This window comes from Acidovorax sp. GW823-FHT02H02 (genome assembly GCF_058797075.1).
Map to the genome: position 1 here is coordinate 162573 of NZ_JBXAJH010000008.1, position 22287 is coordinate 184859.

The window sequence follows — 22287 nt, forward strand, 5'->3', positions numbered from 1 at the left end:
GACGGGATGAGCATGAAGACATAGATTGACGCCATATCAACAGTTTCACCGAAAGAAACTCCATGCCTTCCCCCGCACGCCCCAAGGCCGTCATCACCCATGAGCGCGGCAGCACCTCGTCGGTAGAGCGCGCCATGCGCGTGCTGCGCGTCATGTCCGAGGGCGGCGGCGTGCGCCTGACCGACATCGCAGCGGCTGCCGACCTGGACAAGGCCACGGCGCTGCGCCTGCTGGAGGTGATGGCGCGCGAAGGCTTTGTGGCGCGCGATGCGAAGAGCAAGCAGTTCACGCTGGGGCCTGAGCTGACGGTGCTGGGTGCGGCGGCGCTGCGCCGTTTCGACCCGCGCCCGCTGGCACGGCCCAGCCTGATGCGGCTGGCCGGTGTGTTCCAGGACAGCGTGGTGCTCTCGATGCGCAGCGGTGTGGAGTCGTTGTGCATTGATGTGGAAGAGGGCACCTATCCCATCCGCGCCAACTACCTCAATGTCGGCAGCCGCCGCCCGCTGGGCGTAGGGGCCGGCAGCCTGGCGCTGCTGGCCGCTTTGCCCGACGACGAGCGCGAGGCCGCGCTGGACACCCTGTGTGGCCAGCTGGAGCGCTACCCGCGCATCACCCCGGCGCTGCTGCGCGAGCGGGTAGCGCAGGCGCGCGAACGGGGCTGCGCCGTGTTGCTCGACGTGGTGGTCGAGCGCATGGGCGGCATTGGTGTCGCCATCCTCGATACCGAAGGCCGCCCGGTGGCGGCGCTGAGCATTGCGGCGCTGAACGAACGCATCCTCACCCGCGAGCCCGCGCTGGCGCAGGCGTTGCTGCACGAGGCCACGGTGTGCCAGGTGCGCTGGGCCGAGGCCACGCGCGCCGACCGACGACCCGCAACCACCCCCAAGGAGACACATTGATGAATGCAGCGTTACGTCCGGCGTATGTGCGCGGTGCCGGTGGCACATCGTTCGGGCGACACGAGGGGCGCAGTGCGCTCGACCTGATGGATGCCGCGGCCGCGCAGGCCATCGAGAGCGCCGGCCTTGCGCGCCATGAGATCGACGGCGTGCTCTGCGGCTATGCCACCACGCTACCGCACCTGATGCTGTCCACGCTGGTGTGCGAGCGGCTGGCGCTGCGCCCGCGCTACGCGCACGGCTTGCAGCTCGGTGGCGCTTCGGGCGCGGCCATGCTGATGGCAGCGCGCGAGCTGGTGCGTTCGGGTCGATGCCGCAACGTGCTTGTGCTGGGTGGGGAGAACCGGCTCAGCGGCCAGTCGCGCGACAGCTCCATCCAGACGCTGGCCCAGGTGGGTGACGCCGATTTCGAGGTGCCCAACGGAGCCTCCGTTCCCGCGTACTACGCGCTCATGGCCTCGGAGTACATGCAGCGCACGGGCGTCACATCGGCCGATCTGGCCGAGTTTGCCGTGCTCATGCGCGCCAACGCGGTGGGCCACCCCGACGCCCACCTGCGCACCCCGGTCACGCTGCAGGAGGTGCTGGCCTCCAAGCCGATTGCCTCGCCGCTGTCGCTGCTGGACTGCTGCCCGATCTCGGATGGCGCGATGGCGCTTGTGGTGTCGGCCGACCCTGCCGCGCAGGGCGCTGTGGCCATGGCGGGCGCGGGCCAGGCCCACCGGCACCAGCACCTCACGGCCATGGAGGATGTGATGCAGTGTGGTGCGGGCGAGGCGGCGCAGCAGGCCTTTGGGGAAGCCCGGCTGGGCCTGGGCGACGTGGACTACCTGGGGATCTACGACTCGTTCACGATCACGCTGGTGATGCTGCTCGAAGAGATCGGTTTCGCACCACGCGCCGGCGCTGCCCAGCGGGCGCGCGCGGGGGACTTCGCGCCCACCGGGCCGCTGCCCCTGAATACCCATGGCGGCCTGCTGTCGTTTGGCCACTGCGGAGTGGCAGGCGGCATGGCGCACACCGTCGAGGCCTGGCGCCAGATGACGGGCCAGGCGGGTGACCGCCAGCTCAAGCCCCCCCGCCGTGCATTCATCCATGCAGACGGCGGCGTGATGTCGTCCCATGTCAGCCTGATCTTGTCGCGCGAGGACTGAAGTGAAACGACAACCCCCTGAGACGCTTCGCGTCTTCCCCCTTCTCTCACGCTGCGCGTGGGAAGAGGGACGCAGCCCTCGCTGCGGGGCGGCCCTTGCTCGGCTGCCCTGGCTCGGGGCGCGCCGGTTTCATGCGCCATGCGTGGCGCGCAGCACTATGGATAACTGAGATGACCACCACTGCCTCCAACGACACGATCCCGCTGGCCGCCCCCTTTACCGACGGCCTGCGCGACGGCGTGCTGCGCTACCAGCAGTGCACGGCCTGCGGCGGCGCGCAGACGCTGGCGCGCTATGCCTGCCAGCACTGCGGCGAGCGCGGCACGCTGCACTGGCGCGACGCGCAAGGCAGCGCCACCGTGCGCGCCGTCACCGTGGTGGCGCGCGCGCCATCCGACGCTTTCCGCGTGCTCGCGCCCTACACGCTGGTCGTCGTGCAGCTCGCCGAGGGGCCGCGCCTCATGGGCCACGCGAGCCCCGGCGTGCGCATCGGCGACCAGGTACAGGCGGGCTTCTTCGCGCATGAGGGGCGCACGCTGGTGCGCTTTGCGCCCGCGCCCTAGCGTTTTTTGTGTCATTTCCTTTCATTCACCGGCATTCAAACGACACCACCCCAGGAGACAAGCCATGATGAACATCCCCCTTTCCCGCCTGACGTCCCGTCGCCACTGGATCGGCCTGGCCTGCGCCGCACTGTGTGCGGCGGGGGCGCCACTGGCCTTTGCGCAGGACTATCCGAACAAGCCTGTGAAGCTGGTCGTGCCCTACCCACCGGGGGGGCCCACGGACATCGTGGCGCGCGCCGTCGCACAAAAACTGCAGGAGCGCCTGGGCCAGCCGTTTGTCATCGACAACAAGCCCGGTGCAGGGGCCAACCTGGGCGCTGAAGCCGTGGCCCGCAGCGCACCGGATGGGTACACGCTGGTGGTGGCCACCACGGCGCACGCCATCAATCCCGCGCTGTTCGCCAAGCTCAACTACTCGCTGACCAAGGATTTCGCGCCGATCTCGCAGCTCACCGGCGGTCCGCTGGTGATTGTTGCCAGCCCGGCCCTGCCGGCCAACAACGTGGCCGAGCTCGTCGCGCTGGCCAAGAGCAAAAGTGGCGGGCTGAACTACGGCTCTTCAGGCAATGGCCAGTCCACCCACCTCTCGGCCGAGCTGTTCAGCGCCATGGCCGGGATCAAAATGAACCATGTCCCCTACAAGGGCAGCGCGCCCGCGCTCACCGACGTGATGGGCGGGCAGGTCGATCTGATGTTCGACACCATGCTGTCGTCCATGCCCCACGTGAAGGGGGGCAAGCTCAAGGCCCTGGCCGTGACGAGTGCCCAGCGTTCGCCCGTGGCGCCGGATCTGCCCACCGTGGCCGAGTCCGGCTTGCCGGGCTACGAGGCCATCGCCTGGAACGGTCTGCTCGCCCCCGCTGGTACCCCCAGGGAGGTGATTGCGCGGCTGAGTACCGAACTCAAGGCCGTGCTTGAAAGCCCCGACATCCGTCAGCGTTTTGATGCCCAGGGTTTTGGCGCGGCCTGGAGCGCGCCGGCGGCGTATGGCGCCTTCCTGCAGGCTGAAGTGGACAAATGGGCCAGGGTGGTGAAGACCTCCGGCGCAAAGATTGACTAACCCCCTGAGTCGCCTTCGGCGCCTTCCACCTCAAGGGGGACGCCGCCCGTGCGGCGGGGCGGCCCTTGCACGGCGGCCCTGGCGTGCGCCGCGCCAGGCGCAACGGTCGCACGCTATGAACCACTGAGAAACACACAACAGCCATGACTGATCTTCTTACCTCCGCCCTCAACCCGCGTTCGGTCGCCATCATTGGCGCTTCGGACAACATCCACAAGATCGGCGGGCGTCCCATCTACTACATGCAGCGCCACGGCTACCAGGGCGCGGTCTATCCCATCAACCCCGCGCGCGAGGAGATCCAGGGCCACAAAAGCTACGCCACGCTCGCCGACCTGCCCGAAGTGCCGGATCTCGCCCTGGTCGTGGTGGGTGGCGACAAAACCGTGGCGGCGGTGGAGGAGTGCGCCGCGCGCGGCGTGAAGGCCGCCGCGGTGATCGCCTCGGGCTTTGGCGAAACCGGCCCCGCCGGGCGCGAACTGCAGGACCACATGGTGGCCAAGGCCCGCGCTGCCGGCATGCGCCTGTATGGCCCCAACACGCAGGGCCTGGCCAACTTCGGCACGGGCGCCATCGCGGGCTTTTCCACCATGTTCATCGAGATGCCGCCCATGGACGGCCCGGTGGGCGTGGTGAGCCAGAGCGGCGGCATGAGCTCCATGATCTACGGCCTGGTGCGCGGGCGCGGCCTGGGCGTGCGCCATGTGCATGCCACGGGCAACGAGGCCGACGTGACCGCCGCCGAGATGGCCTGGGCCGTGGCCCATGACCCCGACGTGAAGCTGCTGCTGCTGTACCTGGAGAGCATTGCCAACCCCGAGATGCTGGCCGCCACCGCCGCCTATGCGCGTGAGCGCGACCTTCCCATCGTCGCGGTGAAGGCGGGGCGATCGGCCAGCGGGCAGAAGGCAGCGTCGTCCCACACGGGCGCGCTGGCCAACGAGGACCGCACGGTGGATGCCTTTTTCAAGCACCACGGCATCTGGCGCGTGCGCGACCCGCATGAGCAGGCGCGCGCCGCACACGCCTACCTGAAGGGCTGGCGCCCCGAGGGCCGCCGCCTGGTCATCATCAGCAACTCCGGCGCCAGCTGCGTGATGGGCGCTGACGCGGCCGAAGACCTGGGCCTTCCCCTGGCGGAGCTGAGCACCGCCACCCAAGCCGACGTAGCCTCCAAGCTGCCGGGCTTTGCCACCGCCAGCAACCCCATCGACGTCACCGCCGCACTGCTGTCCAACAGCGGCCTGTTCGGCGACGTGCTGCCCGCCGTGGCGCAGGACCCGGCGGCCGACCTGTTCTTCCTGAACATTCCCGTGGCCGGTGCGGGCTACGACCTGGACCGCTTTGCCCGCGACGCTGCCGCCTTCGAGGCCGCCACAGGCAAGCCCGTGGCGGTGGCGGCGTGGCAAGAAAGCGTGGCCGCGCCCTTCCGCGCGCACGGGATCGCCACCTTCCCCAACGAAGGCGAGGCCATCGCCGTGCTGGCCCAGGTGGCCGGGCACACGGCACTGATGCGCCAGCCCCGCACAACCTGGCCCCAGCTGCCCGCGGTGCAGGTGCCGGCCGGCGCGCAGGGTTTTCTGAACGAGGTGGACAGCCTCGCCCTGCTGGCGCTCCACGGCGTGCCCACGGTGCCTATGCACCTGTGCCGCACCGCCGACGAGGCCCGCGCGGCGTTCGACGCCATCGGCGCACCCGCTGTGGTCAAGGCCTGCTCGGCCGAGGTGCCGCACAAGTCCGAGCACGGGCTGGTGGCCCTCAACGTGCAGACACGCGAACAGGCGGCCGAGCTGTTCGAGCGCTTCTGGTCCAAGATGGATGCCATGGGCGTGCAGCGCGATGGCGTGATCGTGGCGGCCACGCGCAAGGGCCAGCACGAATTCATGGTGGGCGCGCGCATCGACCCCGTCTTCGGCCCCGTGGTGGTGGTGGGCGACGGCGGCAAGTACGTGGAGGCGCTCAAGGACTGCGCCGTGCTGCTGCCGCCCTTCAGCCAGGACGAGGTGGTGCGCACGCTGCGCACGCTGCGCATTGCGCCGCTGCTCGATGGTGTGCGCGGCGAACCGCCGCTGGACGTGCAGGCGCTGGCGAACATCGCTGTGGCGGTCGGTACCGTGATTGCCGGCGCACGTGGCACCATCGCATCGGTTGACCTCAACCCCGTCATGGTGGGCGCTGTCGGTGACGGCGCCGTGGTCGTGGATGCCCTGGTGGAGTGCGCCGGGGCCGCCGCTCGTCCCTGATAAAAAATGTGAAGGAATTTGCCGCATGGACTTCACCCTTTCCCCGGAAATCCGCGCATTGCGCGACAAGACGCGCCAGTTCATCGCCGAGCAGGTCATTCCCCTCGAAAACGACGAACGCCAGTCGTCGCACGGCCCCAGCGAGGCGTTGCGCCGCGAGCTGGTAGCCCGCGCCCGCGTCGCCGGCCTGCTCACGCCCCATGCCTCGCGCGAGATGGGTGGGCTGGGCCTGAGCCATGTGGCCAAGGCTGCGGTGTTCGAGGAGGCGGGATATTCGTGGCTGGGCCCCACGGCACTCAATATCCATGCACCCGACGAAGGCAACATCCACCTCATGGAAGAAGTGGCCACCGCCGCGCACAAGGAGCGCTGGCTGCGCCCGCAGGTGGCCGGCCACATCCGCTCCTGCTTTGCCATGACGGAGCCCTCGCCAGGCGCGGGTGCTGACCCCTCCATGCTGGCCACCACGGCGGTACGCGATGGCAACGACTATGTTATCAACGGCCTCAAATGGTTCATCACGGGTGCCGAAGGTGCTGACTACGCCATCGTGATGGCGCGCATGGAAGACGGTTCGGCCACCATGTTCCTCACCGACATGGACCGCCCCGGCATCACGCTGGAGCGCAGCATGGATGCGATGGACGCGTGTTTCACCGGAGGCCACGGCGTGCTGCGCTTTGACAACCTGCGCATACCCGCCAGCGACGTGCTCGGGGAGATGGGCAAAGGGTTTCGTTACGCGCAGGTGCGCCTGGCCCCCGCACGCCTGACGCACTGCATGCGCTGGCTCGGCCAGGCACGCCGCGCTCATGATGCAGCGCTGGCCTACACCCGCAAGCGCCACGCCTTTGGCAAGCCGCTGGTCGAGCACGAAGGCGTGGGCTTCATGCTGGCCGACAACGACATGGACCTGCACACGGCCCGTCTGCACATCTGGCACACCGCGTGGCTGCTGGACCAGGGCGAAAAATGCAACTTCGAGTCGAGCCGCGCCAAGGTGGTGTGCTCCGAAGCGCAGTGGCGCGTGGTGGACCGCAGCGTGCAGATGCTGGGCGGCCAGGGGGTCACGTCCGATTCGCCGGTGATGCGCATCTTCACCGACATGCGGGCCTTTCGCATCTACGACGGCCCGAGCGAAGTGCACCGCTGGAGCATGGCGCGCAAGCTCGTGCACCTAGCAGAAAAGGCCGAAGCCGGGGGGCAGGCATGAGCGGCGCCATCGATCGCTTCCGGCTTGACGGCAGGGTGGTGTTGGTCACGGGTGCATCCAGCGGGCTGGGCACGCATTTCGCGCAGCTGCTGGCCTCGGTGGGCGCACGCGTGGCCGTGGCCGCACGCCGCGCGGACAAGCTGCAGACGGTGGTGGACGCCATCGTGCAGGCAGGCGGCCAGGCGCGGGCGCTGGCACTCGACGTGACCGACCCAGCCAGCGTGCGTGCCTGTTTCGATGCGCTGGCCAGCTGGGGCGCGCCCGACGTGGTCATCAACAACGCCGGTGTCACCGTTACCCGCCCGCTGCTGGAGCAGACCCCGGAAGATTTCGACCAGGTGCTGGACACCAACCTCAAGGGTTGCTGGCTGGTGGCCACCGAGGCCGCGCGCCGCATGGTGGCGGCCGGGCAGGGCGGCAGCATTGTGAATGTGGCTTCCATCCTGGGTGAACGGGTGGCCGGCGGGGTGGCTCCCTACGCGATATCGAAGGCCGGCGTGGTGCAGGCCACCAAGGCCATGGCGCTGGAGCTGGCGCGCCACCGCATCCGGGTGAATGCGCTGCTGCCGGGCTATGTGGTGACCGACCTCAACCGCGACTTCCTTACCAGCGAAGCCGGCGACAAGCTGCGCAGCCGCATTCCCAGCCGCCGCTTTGGCGAGCTGGGCGATCTCGATGGGCCGCTGCTGCTGCTGGCATCGGATGCCGGTGCTGCGATGTCGGGCGCGACCGTTGCGGTGGATGGCGCACATCTGGTGAGCTCGCTGTGAGCGCCGGCGCCGCATCCATGCCCCTCGGGCCGCTGACCGACTACCTGCGCGCTCAGGGTCTGGTCGGGGCTGAAGCGATCGAGGTGTCACCGCTGTCCGGCGGGCAATCGAACCCCACATTCCGCATCACGGCCGGTGACAACGCCTACGTGCTGCGCAAGAAGCCAGCCGGCCAACTCGCCCCGTCGGCCCATGCCATTGACCGCGAGTACCGCGTCATGCGGGCGCTGCAGGGCAGCGATGTGCCCGTGCCACGCATGCTGGCCTACTGCGAGAACGAGTCCATCGTCGGTACGCCGTTCTACCTGATGGATTTCCTGGAGGGCCGCGTCTTCATGGACCCGGCCCTGCCCGGCATGGACAAGGCCGAACGCGCCGCCGTCTACCGCGAGATGGGCCGCGTCATCGCCGCCCTGCACAGCGTGGACATTGCGGCCGTAGGCCTGGCCGACTACGGCCGCACGGGCCAGTACGTGCAGCGCCAGATCGACCGCTGGTCGCGCCAGTGCCGTGCGTTGCCGGTGCCGCTGGACCAGGCGATGCTCGACCTGATGGCGTGGCTGCCCGCGCACCTGCCCGAGGGCGACGAAACCACCCTGGTGCACGGCGACTACCGCATCGACAATCTGGTGTTCCACCCCACCGAGCCGCGCGTGATCGGCGTGCTGGACTGGGAGCTGTCCACGCTGGGCCATCCGCTGGCCGACCTGGCCTACCACTGCATGGCCTGGAACGTGCCGCCCGCGCTGTGGCGCGGCATGGGCGGGCTCGACTTCGCGGCGCTGGGCATTCCGAGCGAGGCGCAGTACCTGGCGGACTACCAGGCCGCCACCGGGCGCGATGCGCAGGGGCACTGGTCGTTCTACATGGCCTACAACCTGTTTCGCATGACCGCCATCCTCTACGGCATTGCGCAGCGCGCGGCCGATGGCAGCGCGGCCTCGGCCGACGCCGAGGAGACCGGGCGAAAGGCCGGGCCACTGGCACGGCTGGGCTGGGAATGGGCGCAGCGCCACGGCGCTGCGGGTTGACCAGCAGCCAAGCCGCCGGCGCGCGCAGCGACTGAACCGGCACTTGGGGCTTTCCTGTTTGGCAACACCGTGCGTGCACGCCCAAGGGTGGAGCTTGAAGCGGTGGTGCCGCGATGTGAGCGGGTCAGCGGCTGGGCAGGACGCGGCTGGCATGCGGTGTGCCATCCGGCAAACGCCCGGCGTTGGTGCTAGAGTGAAAGTCACTGAGGTAACGCCATGAAGATGACTGAAGAATCCATGAAGGTCCTGGAGGCCGGCATCCCTAAACTGGCTCAGGGTGCTTTTCAGCGCGCGCACTACCAGGCATTGACCACCAGCGGGAAAGTCATGCGCGCCGTCAACGGCCAGCTGGTCGAGACGCATGCCGACGGTACCGAGAAGGTGGTGCGCACCATCCACAGCCCTGTGAAGGTTGCCATGGGCGCCAAGTTCAAGCTCAAGCCCCGTGTGACCGCTGCTGGATGAGTGCCGTAAAGCCCCGGCTGCGCATGTTCGCAGGCCCGAACGGCTCGGGAAAAAGCACCCTCAAGGACGTGCTGGAACCCAACTGGCTGGGCGTCTATGTCAACGCCGATGACATCGAGGCCGAGATCCGTGCGCAGGGTTTCGCGTCGCTGAAACCCTACGGTGTCAACACCACACAGGCGGAGCTGCTGGCTTTCTTCGCGGGTTCTGACTTCCTGCGCCAGCAGGGGCTGGACGCCAGTGCACAAAAGATCCGGCTGGAAGAAGACCGTGTCATTTTTTATGCCGTGGCGGTGAATTCGTACTTCGCCTCGGTGCTGGTGGATTTCATTCGGAATGACCTGCTGCGCCGCAAGGAGTCATTCACCTTCGAGACGGTGATGTCGGCACGGGCCAAGGTGGATTTTTTCTGCCGTGCGCGCAAGCAAGGGTTCAGAACCTATCTGTACTACGTTGCGACCGAGGACCCCGAGATCAACATTTCGCGGGTGGCTCACCGGGTTCGCATGGGCAAGCACGATGTGCCGCGAGACAAAATCGTTGAACGCTACCACCGGTCTTTGGCTTTGCTGGCGGATGCTGTCACTTGTGCAGACCGGGCTTACCTGTTTGACAACTCGGGCAGCGAGCGTGTATGGGTGGCAGAGGTGACGGACGACGCCGATCTGGAAATGAAAACAGACTTGATGCCGTATTGGTTCAAGACCGCGTTGTTGGACAAGTTAGCCAGCGACGAGTAGGCGCAGCGACGAGCGCGGCAGCGCCAACCCGCCCGGTCACGCCCTCGTACGTGTGCATCTGCACGACCACCAAGGTGTGTGGCCGGCCATGGTCGTCATGGCCAGGCGGTGCGCGCGGCGCAGCCGCAGGCCCACGATGGTGCTGGTAATGCGCTCTATCTTCATGTCCGCGCTTGCGCGGCGCTGGGCAGCAGCCGGCGCTGCTGCAGCTGGCCAAACCATTTGCGGAACATGTCCTCGGTATCGATGCATGCCGCAAATCCGGCCTGGCGAATCTTGACCGAGCTCATGATCACCGGCGGCAAAGGACCTGTCTTGCCGTGGTTCATCTGGAAGTCCGCGTAGGTCGCGCCCTGGCCGATGAAGGCCGCCAGCTCGCGCGGCGCGGCCAGCCGGTATTTGTCCACGATGCGTTCCCAGGCCCGTTGCTGCCCCGCCAGGGTGGCACCGAGCGACTGCGGCTCGGGCTCCCCCACCGCCATGCCCAGCGCATCGGCAACGGTGGGCCAGACGTTCTGCCACACGAACACGTCGCCGTTCTCCACGTTGAAGGTTTCGTTGCGCGCGTTGGGCGACTGTGCGGCCCAGGCGCAGGCCTGGGCAATCAGGTCGGCGTCGATGGCCTGGTTCACGCGCGCGGGGCCGCCGGGGTAGGCCAGCGGCAGGCCTTGTTCATGGCGCAGCCAGGCGTACACGCCAATGGCCGGAATGGGGTTCATGTGGCTGCCCATCGCGTCGCCGAACACGATGCGCGGTCGCATGATGGTGTAGTGCCACCCCGTGTGGCTGGCAGCCCTGGCCTGGCGCTCGCGCAGGAAATCTTCCTGCAGCCAGTAGAAGTTTTCGTGCGCGTCGCGCGGCCAGCGCTCGCGTGCGGGCACCGCTATCTGGGGGTGGATGTGCACGCCATAGGCCTTGCCGCCCTGCATGATGGTGACGTGGCTCAGCGGGCCACCGGGGCGGTCCAGTGGTTCGACCACATTGCGCAGCATCTGCAGGTTGATGCGCATCTGGTCCTGGTCTTGCCAGCCTCCGACAAGACCGCCGGGCTTTTCATAGACGGCGGCGTACACCACATGGGTGATGTCGTCGCGGCCTGCCAGTGCGGCCGCGCAGGCGCCTGCGTCTTGCAGGTCTAGCTGCAGGCCTTCAGCGCCGGGCGGCGGCAGGATAGGGCGGCGTGCCACGCCGATCGCACGCCAGCCGGGCAGGCTGGCGAAATGGCGCAGGCAGGCCTGGCCCACCACGCCCGTGGCGCCGACGATCAGTGCAGTTTGCAGGGGTGTCGTCATGGCCGCACGGTCCTCACTTCTTGAGCATCGGGCACTTGGACTGCGACAGCGGCAGGAAGGCTTTGTCGCCCGGCACCGTGGCCACGAGCTTGTAGTAATCCCAGGGGTACTTGGATTCGGCCTGCGACTTGACCTCGAACAGGTACATGTCATGCACCATGCGGCCGTCCTCGCGAATGTGGCCGTTCTTGGCAAAAAAGTCGTTGATCGGCGTGGCCTTCATTTGCGCCATGACCTTGGCCGTGTCGTCGGTCTTGGCGGCCTGCACGGCCTTGAGGTAGTGCATGGTGGATGAGTAGGCGCCCGCCTGGCTCATGTTGGGCATCTTCTTCATCTTCTCGAAATAGCGTTTGGACCAGGCGCGTGTTTCGGGGTTCATGTCCCAGTAGAAGGCCTCGGTGAGCATCAAGCCGCCCGCCGTGCGCAGGCCGATGGCGTGGATGTCGTTGATGTACATGAGCAGGCCGGCCAGGGTCTGCTTGTTCTTGCCCTGGGTCAGGCCAAATTCGCGCGCAGCCTTGATGGTGTTCACGGTGTCGCCGCCGGAGTTGGCCAGGCCTATGACCTGGGCCTTGCTGTTCTGCGCGCTGATCAGGAAGGATGCGAAGTCCGTCGCGCCAATGGGGTGCCTGGCCGATCCCAGCACCTTGCCGCCCTGGGCCGTGACCACGGCGCTGGCCTGGTCCTGCAGGCTGTGGCCGAAGGCGTAGTCGGCGGTGATGAAAAACCAGTCCTTGCCGCCGCGCTGCGTGATGGCGCTGGCCGTGACGTTGGCCAATGCGTAGGTGTCGTACACGTAGTGCACGGTGCTGGGCATGCACAGGTCGCCGGTGAGGCGGTCGGTGCCGGGGCCGTTGAAGATGATGACCTTCTGCTTTTGCTTGGCCACTTCCAGCACGGCCAGCGCCGGGGCGGAGACGGCCACGTCCATGATGGCGTCCACCTTGCCGGTGTCGAACCATTCGCGCGCCTTGCTGGCGGCGATGTCGGCCTTGTTCTGGTGGTCCACCACCAGCAGTTCGATCTTCTTGCCCAAGACCTGGCCGCCGAAGTCGTCGATGGCCATCTGGATCGCGGCCGCGCTGCCGGGGCCGGTGATGTCGGCAAAGGGGCCGCCCAGGTCCGTGAGGATGCCCAGGCGCACGACGTCGTCGGAAATCCTGACATCCTGCGCCGTGGCGGCCGTGGTCGCGGCGGCGATGGCCAAGCCGATACATGCCGCGCGGCAGGCGCGCTGCAAGGCGCTGCGGGGAGTGGAGTTGAGGGGGGTGAAGTGGCTCATGTTGTCTCCTGGTGTGTGTAGGGATGGTTGGTGGAATCAGAGGGTGGCGATGGGCGTGACTGGCGAGCCCACGGCACCGGGAAGGCGCAGGGGCGGCGCGGTGAGCAAAAAGCGGGTACGCCCCCGGGCGTGCAGTGCTTCGGCGAGCTCGTCGAGGTACCACAGCTCACCCAGCGGCAGCCCGAGCTTGAACAGGCAGTGCTCATGCAGCGGCAGCACGGGGTAGGGTGTGCCGTCCTGGGGAACGCGTGTGGGCGGGTGGCGCTCCACGGCGTAGTTGTCGGCCACCAGGGCGGCGATGCCGCTGTCGGTGATCCATTGCAGCAGCTGCTGGTCGCCGCCGTCGAGTGCGGCGCAGCTGTGGTGCAGGCGCTCGGCGTCGGGCTGGCCTTGCATGGACAGCACCAGCCCCGCAAAGCCGGTGCGCAGCAGCAGCATGTCACCCGGCTCTACCGTGGCGCCGCACTGCGCCATGGCGTGCATGAGCTGCTCGTAGCCGATGTCCTGGAAGTCGGTGCCCCAGATCCGGGCCAGGTCCACCAGCACTGCGCGGCCCTGCATGCCTTTTTTGGCCAGGTTCTCCACGCCCAGGGCACGGGCCACGCTGGCGTCGGCGGGGCGGCCCGCGCAGCACACAGGGCGGTAGGGGCCGGGTGCGCCTTGTGCGTCGCGTTGCGGCAGGCCATGGTCCACCGGTCCCAGCACATGTTCGTGGCCCCGGTAGCCGTTGTAGTAGGTGGTGCGCAGCTGGCCATCGCCCTCGGCGTCGAACAGCGAGCCCACATGGGCCAGCGAGTCCCACTGCGTGGAGTACTGCAGCGACAGCAGCACCTGGTCGTCGCTGATCACATCGGTGGCGCCTGCAACCACGTGGCCCAGCGGGAAGTTGAGGTACGGCCGCTCACCATTGCGCGTGGGCGACAGGCGCGGAGGATGGCGCCGTGCATTGAGCGCGTTGCCGCCCGGGTAGTCCAGCGGCAGCGAGAGGCAATAGCTGAGCCCCTCGCGCACTTCCTGGGCGCCCTTGCGCACCTGCTCCGGCCCGATCAGGTTGGCGCGCCCCAGTTGGTCATCGGGCCCGAAATCGCCCCAGTTCGAACCGGGCGGGCGTTGTTTCCATCGCATGCTGTTGTCTCCTGCCGCTGGTGACCGCGGATGTGGAGACTATGGTGTTGGGCGGGGCGGCGCACGTCAAACCCATCAGTGAAAATTTCAAAGAATGAAATCAAGGATGGGGTAAACCCTTCCGTCTGACATAGGAATTGGCACCGACTGGGGTTGGAGAGCGCTATCTCAGGCAGGCCGGGTTTCGGTAGGCAAAACCGATGGAATGCTGTTTGAGCGCACCGTGAACGTCTGCGCGGGCATGGCTCAGGAGGTGGAGGCGGGGCGCGGGAGTGACCGCGGTGGAGGGTGCCCTTACAGCAGCACCTCGCCACGCACGCAGGTCACCGTGCTGCCGCCCACCCAGATGTCGCTGCCTTCCTGTGCCAAATGCACGCGCCCGGCGCGGCCCAGCGCGGTGCCCTGGCTGGCCACATAGTGCGTGGGCGCCAGGCCCGCGCCGATGAGCCATTGCGCCAGCGCGGCATTCAGGCTGCCGGTGACGGGGTCTTCGCTCAGGCCGTTGCTGCCAGGGAAGAAGGCGCGCACTTCGAAGGCGATGCCGTGTTCATCGCTGCTGCCCACCACCCCGACCTTGCCGCGCGGGCCGACCACGCCCACATCCAGCCCGTCAAGGATGGCGCCATCGGGCTTCAGCGCCAGCACCTGTGCAGCCGACTGCAGCATCACGCCGCGCCAGTTCGGGCCGTTGTCGCACCAGGCATGGTGCAGGATGTCGCTGCGCGCCACGCCCAGGCCCTGGGCGATGCGGGCCACATCGGCTTCGTCGAGCGGGCCGCTGCGGATCAGTGGCGGCGCGGCAAAGGCCAGGCGGTCGCCGTCCTGGCGCAGCGCCACCAGGCCCACGCCGCATTCCTGCACCACCCGGCCCGCCGTGTGGGGCTGGCCACCGGCTTCGAGCCAGGCATGGCAGCTGCCCAGCGTGGGGTGGCCCGCAAACGGCAGCTCGCGGCCGGGGCTGAAGATGCGCACGCGGTAATCCGCCCCGGCCGCGCGGCCTTCCGGCGTAGGGGGCAGGAGGAAGGTAGCCTCGGACAAATGGGTCCAGTCGGTGAACTGCTGCATGGCCTCGGTGGTGAGGCCCTCGCCGTCCAGCACCACGGCCAGCGGGTTGCCCAGGTAGGGCTGGGCGGTGAACACATCCACCTGCCGGAAGGGGCGCTGGCGCATGGTTTCAGTCCTTCGCCTGGTGGGCGCGGATGGCTGCCGCCAGCGCCGCGATGGCGGTGCGGATCTCGTCGCTGCTGGCCGTCACGTACGACAGGCGCAGCGTGCGCGTGTCGGGGTGTTCGGCATAAAACGGTGCGCCGGGCACAAAGGCCACATTGCGCTCCACCGCCGTGGGCAGCAGCGCCTGCGCATCCACGCCCTCGGGCAGGCGAACCCACAGGAACATGCCGCCCGCCGGACGCGTCCATTGCACGCCGAGGCCGGCCATCTCATGCTCCAGTGCGGCCAGCATGGTGTCGCGCTGCTGCTGGTAGAGCGCACGGATGGTGGGCACATGGCGATCGAGGAAGCCGTTCTTGATCACTTCGGCCACCACACGCTGGTTGAAGCCGGGCGTGTGCAGGTCGGCAGCCTGCTTGGCCTGCAGCAGCTTGGGGTAGATGGCCTTGGGCGCCACCAGAAAGCCCAGGCGCAGGCCCGGGGCCAGCACCTTGGAGAACGAGCCCATGTAGATGCAGCCGTCGGGGTTGCGCGCGGTCAGGGGTGCGGGCGGGGCCTCGCCGAACCACAGGTCGCCGTAGGGGTTGTCCTCGATCAGTGGAATGCCCAGTTCGGCTGCCTTGGCCACCAGCGCGGCACGGCGTGCCTCGGTCATGGTGCGGCCCGTGGGGTTCTGGAAGTTAGGCAGCACATAGGCCAGGCGGGCCTTGTCGGTGCCGGTGCCGGCCTTGGCGGCAAAGTCTTCCACGAGGATGCCGTCGTCGTCGCTGGCCACGCTCACGGCGATGGGTTCCTGCGGCGCGAAGGCCTGTAGCGCACCCAGGTAGGTGGGTGTTTCCACCAGCATGCGGCTGTTCTTGTCGAGGAACACCTTGCCGATCAGATCGAGCGCCTGCTGCGATCCGGTGGTGATGAGCACCTGATCGGGGTCCACCGCCCAGGGCAGCATGTCGGCCACGGCCTGGCGCAGGGGGGCATAGCCCTCGCTGGTGGCGTATTGCAGGGCGGCGGCGCCGTCGCGCGCCATCACGGTGTTGCAGGCCGCGGTGAACTCCTGCAGGGGGAAGGTCTTGGGCGAGGGCAGGCCGCCGGCCAGGCTGATGATGCCGGGCTTGTCGGTGAGTTTGAGGATCTCGCGGATCGCGGAAGGGTTCATCTTGGCGGCGCGTGCGGCCAGGGTCCAGTTCGTCATGCAGTCATCTCCAGTGGCGCCCGCCAGGGGCGCTTGTCATCCATAAAAAAAGCCGTTGTGCGGCGTGGTACCGGCCTGCGGGTGGGCCGATGGGTCCGCACTGTAACCCGCCCCGCGGCCGCAATGCCCCGAGGTGTCGCCATCGTCATGCCGAGGCGGGCCGTGGCCGCACCGGCATGCGCCGGCCCAGCAACACGGTGGCCATCACGGCCAGGCCAAAGCCCACGCTCACGGCATCGAGGCCCTCTCCCAGCAGGGGCACGGCAAACAGCATGCCCAGAAAAGGCTGCACCAGTTGCACCTGGCTCACGCGCACCGTGCCGCCCAGCGCCAGGCCCCGGTACCAGGCAAAAAAGCCCAGCCACATCGAAAACACCGATACATAGGCAAAACCGCCCCAGGCCAGCGCCGGCATGGGTGCTGCGGGCAGCGACAGCGCCGCCAGCGGCACCGTGACAGGCAGCGAGATCACCAGCGCCCAGCAGATCACGAACTCGGCCCGCATGTGCTGCGACAGCCGTGCGCCAAAGCCGTAGCCCATGGCCGCGCACAGCATGGCGCCCAGCAGCAGCAGGTCGGCCGGGTGCAGCGAAAGCCCGGCGCCGCCCGAACGCAGCACGGCAAAAGCCACGACCAGGCTGGTGCCCAGCAGCGCGCAGGCCCAGAACGCCGGCGACGGGCGCTGGCGGTGCAGCAGTGCACCCACGGCGGCGGTGGCCAGCGGCAGCACCCCCACGATCACGCTGGCATGCACGGCACTGACATGGCGCATGGCGATGGAGGTGAGCAGCGGAAACCCGAACACCACGCCCAGCGCCGTCAGCACCAGCGGCCCCCGGTCGGCGCGCTGCGGCAGGGGTGCCCGCAGGGCCAGCAGCAGGGCGCCCGACAGCAGCCCGGCCACGGCCGCGCGCCCCATGGCGATGAACAGGCCCGACATCAGCGGAGCCTCTGGCGTGCCCACGGCCAGGCGCGTCATGGGCAGGGTCAGGGCAAAGATCATGACGCCCAGCAGGCCCAGGGCCAACCCACGGGCCTCGGGGGTGGTGTGCGGATGGGGCGCTGGCGCGGTGGACGGCATTGCAACGTCCGGGCTGGCAACGGATGCGGACACGGGCCCGCTCATGCGCGCACCATCCAGGCCGCCGTCACCACCAGCACCAGCGCCATGGCACGGTTGAACCACAGCAGGCGCCGGCCGTGCGCCAGCCAGTGGCGCAGCAGTGCGCCCACGGCGGCATACACCAGGTTGCTGGACAGCGCATACAGCGCCATCACCGGCAGCACCACGGCCAGGCGTTGCAGGCTGTCGCCGCGCCCGACGATCCATCCCGCCACGATGGTCAGCGATAGCAGCCATGCCTTGATGTTCACGAACTGCAGCGCCGCACCCTGCCAGAAGCCCACGTCCATGCGGGCCGCATCGGCCTCGCCGAGCTGGCCGCTCTGGCTGAGCTTCCAGGCCAGCCACACCAGGTAGGCAATGCCCACGGCCTTGATGCCCCAGCGCAGCGCCGGCACCGCTACCACCGCGGCCCCCAGGCCGCCCGCGCACAGCAGCAGCAGGGCGCTCCAGCCCACGGGAACGGCGCAGACAAAGCGCATGGCATGGGGCAGCCCCCGGTTGGCCGCCAGCGCGGTGGACAGCGTGGTGTTGGGGCCGGGGCTGAAGCTCATGGCGGTGGCCAGTGCCAGCAGGGCAGTGAATTCAACGGGTGGCATGGCGTTGTAAGAGGGGGCTGGCTGTTACTGTAGAAGCAATGGCAATACAGTGCCGATACAGTTTGACCGACAATGGCATGATCTGTAATGGCGATTGTGTCAGCACAGTTGACATTTCTGCACGAGGCCCCGCATGTTGACCCGTTCCAGCAACCACACCCTGACCGAGCAACTGGCCGAGCGCTTTGCCGAGCGCATCCGCTCGCGGCTGCTGCCCGCAGGCACGCGCCTGCCCTCGGTGCGCGAATGCGCGCGCCAGCAGGGCGTGAGCCCCTACACCGTGGTGGCCGCCTACGACCAGCTGCAGGCCCAGGGCCTGGTGGAGGCTCGCAACCAGCGCGGTTTCTATGTGCGTGATTTTGTACAGAATGGGGCTCTAGCGCAGGAGAAAAAAGCGCTTTCAGCTATACAAAATGCAGCAGTCGCGATGCCGGATGGACGCCGGGACTCCGGGCCTTTGCCCTCGGGTTCGCGCATCAACGCCACGGCGCTGATCCGGGGCATGTTCCACCAGGCCTCCACCCATCCGCAGCCGGGTTCCGGCGTGTTTCCTTCCGAATGGCTGGAGGCGGGTTTCATGGCGGCGGCGGTACGCAAGGTGACGGCCAGCCGGGCGCTGCAGGAGGGCTCGCTCCAGTATGGCGACCCCATGGGCGACCCCGGCCTGCGCCAGGTGCTGGCGCGCAAGCTGGCCGGGCTGGACATTCCCGCCCCGGCCGGGCAGATCATCACCACGGTAGGGGCCACGCACGCGCTCGACATTGTCAGCCGCACCCTGCTGCGCCCGGGCGACCCGGTCATGGTGGAGGAGCCCGGCTGGTCGGTGGAGTTTGCGCGGCTCGATGCCCTGGGCATGCGCATCCTGCCCGTGCCGCGCCGCGCCGACGGGCCCGACCTCTCTGTGATGGCGCGCTATTGCGAGGCCCATGCGCCCAAGCTGTTCGTGAGCGTGAGCGTGTTCCACAACCCCACGGGCTATTGCCTTGCGCCCGGCAGTGCCCACCAGGTGCTGCAGCTGGCGCAGCGGCACAACTTCCACATTGTGGAGGACGACACCTATAGCCACATCGCGCCCGCGCACGCCACGCGGCTCACGGTGCTCGACGGCCTGCGGCGCACCATCTATGTGAGCGGCTTCGCCAAGATCCTGGCCCCCAACTGGCGCGTGGGCTACCTGGCGGCGCCGCCCGATCTGGTGGAGCGGCTGCTCGACACCAAGCTGCTGTCCACCCTGACCACGCCGTCCATCCTGGAGAAGGCGCTGGCCCTGTGCATCGACCAGGGCCAGTTGCGCCGCCACGCCGAGCGCATGCGCTTGCGCCTGGCCCAGGCGCGCACGCGCAGCGTGCAGCTGGCGCTGGAGGCCGGGTGCGGTTTTGCGGCCGAACCGGCGGGGCTGTTCGGCTGGGTGGAGACGGGCGTGGACACCGACGTGCTGGCCCAGCGCATGCTGGACGAGGGCTACCTGCTGGCGCCCGGGGCCTTGTTCCATGCCAGCCGGCAGCCCTGTACGCTGATGCGCATCAACTTCACCACCACGCAGGATGCCGCCTTCTGGCGCGTGTTCCAGCGGGTGGTGGCGCAGAGCCGGTAGCCACGTTGCGCTGCAACGGGCCGCGCAGGTTCAGGCGGCTGTGCGTTCCACTTCGAGGTCGGCCAGCACCCGCGGCAGCGCACGATTGGCTTCTTCCATGTCCGTCGGGTGGGTTTTGCACAGCTTGCGGATGGCACGGGCCTCTTGCAGGCCTGGGCCATAGGGGCCGGTGTCCGGCGCGTTGGCATCGTCGATGCGTTCGGACAGCGGGACGCGGCGCTGGATGGCGCCAGGGGTTCGCATGGCATCGTCCAGTGGCGACAGCAGTCCGTACGGGTAGATCTCACGGCGCAGGTTGTTTTCCATGCCCTCATCGAGCAGATGCGTCATGCGCTGTGCCCGCGTCACCATGGTTTCGCGCGCGGGTCGCAGGTTCAGGTGGGTGCTGTAGAGGCCCTGGCCCAGGGTGCAGCAGACGAGGTCCTGTCCTGGAACCAACGCGATTGCGCGGAACCGCTGACCGCCCCCACCATCGGAACTGATCGGTTGCAGCAAGGCTCGGAGGGCGCCTTGCGTTGATCGGCCGTTCGTCAGGCAGAAAGTGCCGACCAGCGCTCCAGGGCGGTCATCAATTCTTCTTCGATCTCGCCTTCGCGCACATGCAGGGTTGCCGCACGGACTGGGTCCTGGCTGTAGAGCTGTCCGTCGGACAGCTCCTGTTGCAGGGCTTTCTGCTCGGTCTCCAGCTCGGCAATCCGTTCAGGCAACTGGTCCAGCTCACGTTGCTCTTTGTAGCTCAGTTTCTTTTTTGGGAGCTGTTCCGGCTTGTCTGGTGCGCGCTGGGGGGAATTTTTCTCTGAAATATCTGTTGCCCCCGAACGTGCCTGAGGCGCAGCGGCGGCCAGTGCCCGGCTGCGCTTGGACTGGACCAGCCAGTCTTGCACGCCGCCCTCGTATTCCCGCCACCGTCCGTCGCCTTCGAATGCAATGGTGCTGGTCACCACGTTATCGAGGAAAGTCCGATCGTGGCTGACCAGAAACACGGTGCCATCGTAGGACTCCAGCAGTTCCTCCAGCAAATCCAGGGTGTCGATGTCCAGATCGTTGGTGGGTTCGTCCAGCACCAGCACATTGGCGGGGCGGGCGAACAGGCGCGCCAGCAAAAGCCGGTTGCGCTCGCCCCCGGACAGGGACCGCACGGGGGAGTGCGCGCGCGCGGGTGAAAACAGGAAATCGCTCAGGTAGCTCTTGACATGCTTGCGCTGCCCGCCGATTTCAATCCATTCGCTGCCTGGGCTGATGAAATCCTCCAGCGTGGCATCGAGGTTGATGGCATGGCGCATCTGGTCGAAATAGGCGACCTGCAGGTTGGCTCCCTGGCGGATCGTTCCTGCGTCAGGCTGGAGCTCGCCCAGGATCAGCTTGAGCAGGGTGGTTTTGCCCGCGCCGTTCGGGCCAATCAGGCCCACCTTGTCGCCGCGGAGAATGGTGGCGCTGAAGTTGCGCACGATGGTCTTGTCGCCGAATGCCTTGCTGACCCCGCTCAGCTCGGCCACGATTTTGCCTTGGTAGCCGTTTTGCGAACCGGTGGCCACATCCATCTTCACGCTCCCCACCACATCCCGCCGCGCCTCGCGGCGCGCGCGCAGGTGCTCCAGCCGTGTGATGCGGCTTTGGCTGCGTGTGCGCCGTGCCTCCACGCCCTTGCGGATCCATATTTCTTCCTGGGCCAGCAACTTGTCTGCCTTGGCGGCGATCACCGCTTCCTGCGCCAGTTGCTCTTCCTTCTGGACGAGGTATTGCGCGAAGTTGCCCGGGTAGGAGCGCAGCTGACCCCGGTCGAGTTCCACAATCCGCGTGGCGACCCTGTCCAGAAAGGCCCGGTCGTGGGTGATGGTGACAACGCTGCCCGGGAAATCGAGCAACAGATCTTCGAGCCACTCGATGGAATCCAGATCAAGGTGGTTGGTGGGCTCGTCAAGCAGCAGCACGTCAGGCCGCGCCACCAGTGCCTGGGCCAAGGCGACGCGCTTCTTGGTCCCGCCCGAGAGCGTGCCAACTCTGGCATCCGGGTCCAGGTGCAGGCGCTGCAGCGTCTCCTCAACCCGCTGTTCCCAGTTCCAGGCATCGTAAGCCTCAATCACGGATTGCAGTGCGTCAAGGTCGAGACCTTCTGCTCCGGAAAGATACTGGTCCCGGATCGCAATGACATGCTGCAAACCTTCCGATGCCGCTTTAAAAATGGTGGCTTCCGGGTCCAGTGCGGGTTCTTGTGCAACGTAGGCGATGCGCACGCCTTGCTGTACCTGCAGAGTGCCATCGTCCGGTTTGGCCAATCCGCCAAGAATCTTGAGCAGGGACGACTTGCCAGCTCCGTTGCGCCCGATCAAACCAATGCGCTCCGCGGTTTCCAGGGAGAAGCCGGCGTGGTCCAGCAATGCAACATGCCCAAATGCGAGTTGGGCGTCCAGAAGGGTGATAAGTGCCATAGTGGCGCTGATTATCGTGGGCATCCATTTCTGTCCTGGGGCGATTGGCCTCCTCTGGTTCAGGACAAAATGGCGCAGATCGTGGGAGTCTTGCCCCGGACGTGGCTTTCCCGTGCTATAGTCTACGGCTTCGCTGCCGTGAGCCCTCTTCGTGAGGGTGCTGGATGCGGAGGAAAAAAGAAGATGGTTTTGGGTTGGACTGGGTAAAAACCCGGTATATAATTCAAGGCTTCGCTCGGTGGATCTGGTTGCTGCAAGCGGCCGGGATCTGGAGGGAGAAAGTTTTCGAAAGTTTGACGGTTCTTTAAAAACCGTGCTAGAATTTGAGGCTCTGCTGATC

Annotated in this window: 20 protein-coding genes; 11 read left to right on the plus strand and 9 right to left on the minus strand. The window is 67.4% G+C overall.

The genetic code is table 11. The features are described 5' to 3' along the window. Window positions 1-62: 62 nt before the first annotated feature. The 10 genes from AC1RDS_RS10940 (at window position 63) to AC1RDS_RS10985 (ending at window position 10141) form a co-directional block, all read left to right on the plus strand. Window positions 63-899 (plus strand): IclR family transcriptional regulator, encoded by an 837-nt coding sequence (locus AC1RDS_RS10940; RefSeq protein WP_026435255.1) that lies wholly within the window; start codon window positions 63-65, stop codon window positions 897-899. After that, entirely contained in the window at window positions 899-2053 is a 1155-nt protein-coding gene (locus AC1RDS_RS10945; RefSeq protein WP_026435254.1) for a thiolase family protein, read from the plus strand. The genes AC1RDS_RS10940 and AC1RDS_RS10945 overlap by 1 nt, the downstream gene beginning before the upstream one ends. Window positions 2054-2223: 170 nt before the next feature. Further along, complete coding sequence (locus tag AC1RDS_RS10950; RefSeq protein WP_026435253.1) at window positions 2224-2616, plus strand: Zn-ribbon domain-containing OB-fold protein; 393 nt, start codon at window positions 2224-2226, stop codon at window positions 2614-2616. A 64-nt stretch (window positions 2617-2680) separates the two neighbouring features. Then, entirely contained in the window at window positions 2681-3679 is a 999-nt protein-coding gene (locus AC1RDS_RS10955; protein WP_202900023.1) for a tripartite tricarboxylate transporter substrate binding protein, read from the plus strand. Window positions 3680-3822: 143 nt separating this feature from the next. Then, entirely contained in the window at window positions 3823-5922 is a 2100-nt protein-coding gene (locus AC1RDS_RS10960) for an acetate--CoA ligase family protein (protein WP_492226995.1), read from the plus strand. A 25-nt stretch (window positions 5923-5947) separates the two neighbouring features. After that, on the plus strand, window positions 5948-7135 hold the full coding sequence (locus tag AC1RDS_RS10965; RefSeq protein ID WP_026435250.1) for an acyl-CoA dehydrogenase family protein: 1188 nt from the start codon (window positions 5948-5950) through the stop codon (window positions 7133-7135). After that, window positions 7132-7905 carry an SDR family NAD(P)-dependent oxidoreductase gene (locus tag AC1RDS_RS10970; protein WP_026435249.1) on the plus strand — a complete coding sequence of 258 codons (774 nt, stop codon included), beginning with the start codon at window positions 7132-7134 and terminating at the stop codon, window positions 7903-7905. The genes AC1RDS_RS10965 and AC1RDS_RS10970 overlap by 4 nt, the downstream gene beginning before the upstream one ends. A 17-nt stretch (window positions 7906-7922) precedes the next feature. Further along, complete coding sequence (locus AC1RDS_RS10975; protein WP_092698068.1) at window positions 7923-8936, plus strand: phosphotransferase family protein; 1014 nt, start codon at window positions 7923-7925, stop codon at window positions 8934-8936. Window positions 8937-9152: 216 nt separating this feature from the next. Then, window positions 9153-9401, plus strand: a complete 249-nt coding sequence (locus tag AC1RDS_RS10980; protein ID WP_092698067.1) for a hypothetical protein — start codon at window positions 9153-9155, stop codon at window positions 9399-9401. Beyond that, complete coding sequence (locus AC1RDS_RS10985) at window positions 9398-10141, plus strand: ATPase (protein WP_092698066.1); 744 nt, start codon at window positions 9398-9400, stop codon at window positions 10139-10141. Before AC1RDS_RS10980 ends, AC1RDS_RS10985 begins: the two co-directional genes overlap by 4 nt. Before the next feature lie 161 nt (window positions 10142-10302). On the opposite strand, the gene AC1RDS_RS10990 is transcribed toward AC1RDS_RS10985, so the two are convergent. The 7 genes from AC1RDS_RS10990 to AC1RDS_RS11020 form a co-directional block, all read right to left on the minus strand. After that, entirely contained in the window at window positions 10303-11433 is a 1131-nt protein-coding gene (locus AC1RDS_RS10990; RefSeq protein ID WP_348683487.1) for an SDR family oxidoreductase, read from the minus strand. 13 nt (window positions 11434-11446) lie between these two features. After that, a complete protein-coding gene (locus AC1RDS_RS10995) occupies window positions 11447-12715 on the minus strand; it encodes an ABC transporter substrate-binding protein (RefSeq protein ID WP_287879732.1) in 1269 nt (422 codons plus the stop codon). Window positions 12716-12751: 36 nt separating this feature from the next. Continuing rightward, the gene (locus AC1RDS_RS11000; RefSeq protein WP_348683485.1) at window positions 12752-13840 is read right to left on the minus strand and encodes a cyclase family protein; all 1089 of its coding nucleotides are present in this window, start codon (window positions 13838-13840) and stop codon (window positions 12752-12754) included. Window positions 13841-14134: 294 nt separating this feature from the next. Continuing rightward, on the minus strand, window positions 14135-15010 hold the full coding sequence (locus AC1RDS_RS11005; protein WP_287879736.1) for a PhzF family phenazine biosynthesis protein: 876 nt from the start codon (window positions 15008-15010) through the stop codon (window positions 14135-14137). Window positions 15011-15014: 4 nt separating this feature from the next. Beyond that, entirely contained in the window at window positions 15015-16202 is a 1188-nt protein-coding gene (locus AC1RDS_RS11010) for an aminotransferase-like domain-containing protein (protein WP_287879739.1), read from the minus strand. Window positions 16203-16347: 145 nt separating this feature from the next. Further along, complete coding sequence (locus AC1RDS_RS11015; RefSeq protein WP_287879751.1) at window positions 16348-17283, minus strand: DMT family transporter; 936 nt, start codon at window positions 17281-17283, stop codon at window positions 16348-16350. 41 nt (window positions 17284-17324) lie between these two features. Beyond that, window positions 17325-17924, minus strand: a complete 600-nt coding sequence (locus AC1RDS_RS11020; protein WP_287879742.1) for a LysE family translocator — start codon at window positions 17922-17924, stop codon at window positions 17325-17327. Window positions 17925-18057: 133 nt separating this feature from the next. Here AC1RDS_RS11020 and AC1RDS_RS11025 point away from each other — a divergent pair, with 133 nt between their 5' ends. Beyond that, complete coding sequence (locus tag AC1RDS_RS11025) at window positions 18058-19518, plus strand: aminotransferase-like domain-containing protein (protein ID WP_348683482.1); 1461 nt, start codon at window positions 18058-18060, stop codon at window positions 19516-19518. A gap of 30 nt (window positions 19519-19548) precedes the next feature. Here the strand turns inward: AC1RDS_RS11025 and AC1RDS_RS11030 are convergent, their stop codons facing one another. Both AC1RDS_RS11030 and AC1RDS_RS11035 read right to left on the minus strand, forming a co-directional pair. Then, the gene (locus AC1RDS_RS11030; RefSeq protein ID WP_092698058.1) at window positions 19549-19956 is read right to left on the minus strand and encodes a hypothetical protein; all 408 of its coding nucleotides are present in this window, start codon (window positions 19954-19956) and stop codon (window positions 19549-19551) included. Window positions 19957-20048: 92 nt separating this feature from the next. Continuing rightward, entirely contained in the window at window positions 20049-21947 is a 1899-nt protein-coding gene (locus tag AC1RDS_RS11035; protein ID WP_348683538.1) for an ATP-binding cassette domain-containing protein, read from the minus strand. Between the last annotated feature and the right edge of the window lie 340 nt (window positions 21948-22287).

Coding starts and splice junctions, on each gene's coding strand:
- AC1RDS_RS10985 (WP_092698066.1), top strand. CDS start 9,398: ATGAGTGCCGTAAAGCCCCGGCTGCGCATGTTCGCAGGCCCGAACGGC.
- AC1RDS_RS10945 (WP_026435254.1), top strand. CDS start 899: ATGAATGCAGCGTTACGTCCGGCGTATGTGCGCGGTGCCGGTGGCACA.
- AC1RDS_RS11035 (WP_348683538.1), bottom strand. CDS start 21,947: ATGGCACTTATCACCCTTCTGGACGCCCAACTCGCATTTGGGCATGTT.
- AC1RDS_RS11025 (WP_348683482.1), top strand. CDS start 18,058: ATGTTGACCCGTTCCAGCAACCACACCCTGACCGAGCAACTGGCCGAG.
- AC1RDS_RS10970 (WP_026435249.1), top strand. CDS start 7,132: ATGAGCGGCGCCATCGATCGCTTCCGGCTTGACGGCAGGGTGGTGTTG.
- AC1RDS_RS11010 (WP_287879739.1), bottom strand. CDS start 16,202: ATGACGAACTGGACCCTGGCCGCACGCGCCGCCAAGATGAACCCTTCC.
- AC1RDS_RS10940 (WP_026435255.1), top strand. CDS start 63: ATGCCTTCCCCCGCACGCCCCAAGGCCGTCATCACCCATGAGCGCGGC.
- AC1RDS_RS10955 (WP_202900023.1), top strand. CDS start 2,681: ATGATGAACATCCCCCTTTCCCGCCTGACGTCCCGTCGCCACTGGATC.
- AC1RDS_RS11000 (WP_348683485.1), bottom strand. CDS start 13,840: ATGCGATGGAAACAACGCCCGCCCGGTTCGAACTGGGGCGATTTCGGG.
- AC1RDS_RS10980 (WP_092698067.1), top strand. CDS start 9,153: ATGAAGATGACTGAAGAATCCATGAAGGTCCTGGAGGCCGGCATCCCT.
- AC1RDS_RS10975 (WP_092698068.1), top strand. CDS start 7,923: ATGCCCCTCGGGCCGCTGACCGACTACCTGCGCGCTCAGGGTCTGGTC.
- AC1RDS_RS11005 (WP_287879736.1), bottom strand. CDS start 15,010: ATGCGCCAGCGCCCCTTCCGGCAGGTGGATGTGTTCACCGCCCAGCCC.
- AC1RDS_RS11020 (WP_287879742.1), bottom strand. CDS start 17,924: ATGCCACCCGTTGAATTCACTGCCCTGCTGGCACTGGCCACCGCCATG.
- AC1RDS_RS10990 (WP_348683487.1), bottom strand. CDS start 11,433: ATGACGACACCCCTGCAAACTGCACTGATCGTCGGCGCCACGGGCGTG.
- AC1RDS_RS10965 (WP_026435250.1), top strand. CDS start 5,948: ATGGACTTCACCCTTTCCCCGGAAATCCGCGCATTGCGCGACAAGACG.
- AC1RDS_RS10960 (WP_492226995.1), top strand. CDS start 3,823: ATGACTGATCTTCTTACCTCCGCCCTCAACCCGCGTTCGGTCGCCATC.
- AC1RDS_RS10995 (WP_287879732.1), bottom strand. CDS start 12,715: ATGAGCCACTTCACCCCCCTCAACTCCACTCCCCGCAGCGCCTTGCAG.
- AC1RDS_RS11015 (WP_287879751.1), bottom strand. CDS start 17,283: ATGCCGTCCACCGCGCCAGCGCCCCATCCGCACACCACCCCCGAGGCC.
- AC1RDS_RS10950 (WP_026435253.1), top strand. CDS start 2,224: ATGACCACCACTGCCTCCAACGACACGATCCCGCTGGCCGCCCCCTTT.